The organism is Flavobacterium sp. UMI-01, assembly GCF_019656315.1.
Lineage (GTDB): Bacteria > Bacteroidota > Bacteroidia > Flavobacteriales > Flavobacteriaceae > Flavobacterium.
This window is the reverse complement of sequence record NZ_BPLU01000067.1, coordinates 47,582-48,715: the sequence shown is the minus strand read 5'-3', so window position 1 is coordinate 48,715 and position 1,134 is coordinate 47,582. Positions and strand designations below refer to the sequence as shown.

Annotated in this window: 3 protein-coding genes, 1 tRNA gene and 1 pseudogene; all 5 read left to right on the top strand. The window is 40.6% G+C overall.

The window, feature by feature from the left end:
• A pseudogene (locus tag K5R64_RS14140) lies at positions 1–182 on the top strand (hypothetical protein); the annotation flags it as partial.
• A gap of 113 nt (positions 183–295) precedes the next feature.
• Positions 296–502 (top strand): hypothetical protein, encoded by a 207-nt coding sequence (locus tag K5R64_RS14135; RefSeq protein ID WP_220764348.1) that lies wholly within the window; start codon positions 296–298, stop codon positions 500–502.
• A gap of 111 nt (positions 503–613) precedes the next feature.
• Positions 614–664, top strand: a tRNA-OTHER gene (locus tag K5R64_RS14130).
• Between the two features lie 31 nt (positions 665–695).
• A complete protein-coding gene (locus K5R64_RS14125; RefSeq protein ID WP_220764206.1) occupies positions 696–947 on the top strand; it encodes a hypothetical protein in 252 nt (83 codons plus the stop codon).
• A partial coding sequence (locus tag K5R64_RS14120) for a hypothetical protein (protein ID WP_220764346.1) occupies positions 928–1,134 on the top strand: 207 nt, incomplete at its 3' end. The genes K5R64_RS14125 and K5R64_RS14120, both read left to right, overlap by 20 nt.

The window sequence follows — 1,134 nt, the reverse complement described above, 5'->3', positions numbered from 1 at the left end:
GTGTTGATATTATTGCCAAAGCATACAAGCCACGGCGCTCTGTTTGGTTTGTGGATGCGGCAGTAATTAGTGAAGACGGCTCTAAAACTTCAATTCCTCTAGCCATATCATCAGTTGATTTTTCACAAGGGTACAAATTCGATTTTTATAACGAACAATTACCCGAAGATGCAAGCGCCTAGCACCACAACAGTACTACTAGCCCTCTTGCTAGTAGTACTTAACGGAAGAGCCATTATGAACTATTGTAAATGGCTAAAATTTAAGATATCAACATCATACCTGCAACGAAAAAATGAGCGTATCAATAACAATAATTCCACACGAAGACCATCAGCAGTATAGCGTGAATGGCCATGTTGTTTATAAAGACAGCAACGGAAACTACATTTCAAGAACCGATATGTCCTATAATGAAAACACCGCTTTTCAAAAATATAAAAAACTGGTCATTGATAACCCCGCCTTCAAACGACACACCAAGGCGGTATATAAAACATAACCCGAGAATACCACATCGCTAAAGGGCGGTTTCCTGAGTAGCTTAACGGAAAAGCGTAGGTCTGCGGTGAAGGTCACTGGTTCGAATCCAGTCGAGATTGAAAGGTTTCGTAGCTCAGCGGTTAGAGCACCACAAGCCTAAGATGCAGGTTCGAGTCCTGCCTCAGGAGCTAAATTTTAAAAACAAATAAAAAATGGGAATAATAACGACATCATTTGCAACAAGGAAACCGCTTGGTTTTTTTACCGGCAAGAAAGCAATTTCAATTGTTAAACAGTCAAACATTGGCGGCGATGAAATAGAAAAAGGTTCTATAGTTATCATTATCGGCCAAGGCAGAACAAAAAATGATTTGAATATTAGAGATGAAAAAACAGGAGTTGAAATATACAATGTTTGGTGCGAACAGTTAGAACTTATCAAAGATGACAACAACCAAAACTAAACCCTACATCTACGAAGGCACAGGAAGTGCCATAGATGATTATCACAAAGCAGCTCCTGCCAAGTCTTCCCCTCCTTTGAACGGGGCTGAGGGGAGGAACTGGGGCTTATTCGACAAAGATAATCCCCAACACAAGCGCATATTAGCCAATTTACGCACCGCAAACATTGTGATAAAAAGCGAGCGT

Bases quoted from the DNA above. Each gene is read 5' to 3' on its own strand.
- K5R64_RS14135 (WP_220764348.1), top strand. From the start codon at position 296: ATGAGCGTATCAATAACAATAATTCCACACGAAGACCATCAGCAGTAT.
- K5R64_RS14125 (WP_220764206.1), top strand. From the start codon at position 696: ATGGGAATAATAACGACATCATTTGCAACAAGGAAACCGCTTGGTTTT.